Raw genomic sequence first — 613 nt, forward strand, 5'->3', positions numbered from 1 at the left:
TGGCGATGCCGATGGCCTGTCCACTGTGCAAGCGCCCCTGCTTGCCGATCGCCAGGTTGGTGTCCTGCCCCGACACCAGGCCCAGCGATTTGCCGTTGACCAGCTGCAGTTCCTGCCCGGCGACCATGGCAAGGCCCGCGCGGCCGGCCAGTTGGACGATCGCTTCGCTCGGATGCGGCACCTTGCCTTGCGTCTGCTGATTGCCGCTGGCCACGTCCTGCATCGCCGCGTCCAGGTCCTTGCCGTCGACCATGCCGGACGCGGCAGTTTCCAGCTTGGCCAGCGGGGACTCGTCGTCCTTGGCGGTCAGCAGCGCAGCGGTCTGGTGCTTGACCGCGCCCTCGCCCAGCGCTTGCGTCAGCGACTTCGCTTGGCGGATCAGCGCGATGCCCGCCGCGTTGTCGCCGGTCGGCACCGGCCGCTGGCTCTGCGCGTCGCGATAGGTGCTGATCAGCACGCCGGCCTTGCCCCGGATGGCACCGTAGCCGTCGGTGCGCAGCTCGAAGCCTTCGCCGCGGAAGCTGCCGCGGTAGTTGTCCTGCTGGTGGATCAGGTGACCGAGATTGAGCTGGGTGTGTTGGACTGTGGTCGCCAGCTGGCTGCGCAACTGGTT

1 protein-coding gene is annotated in these 613 nt (G+C 68.4%); it reads right to left on the reverse strand.

The features are described from left to right. A partial coding sequence (locus AC6EI8_RS26640) for a type VI secretion system Vgr family protein (RefSeq protein WP_498383416.1) occupies nt 1-613 on the reverse strand: 613 nt, incomplete at both ends.

The organism is Cupriavidus sp. R6-3 (genome assembly GCF_059772245.1).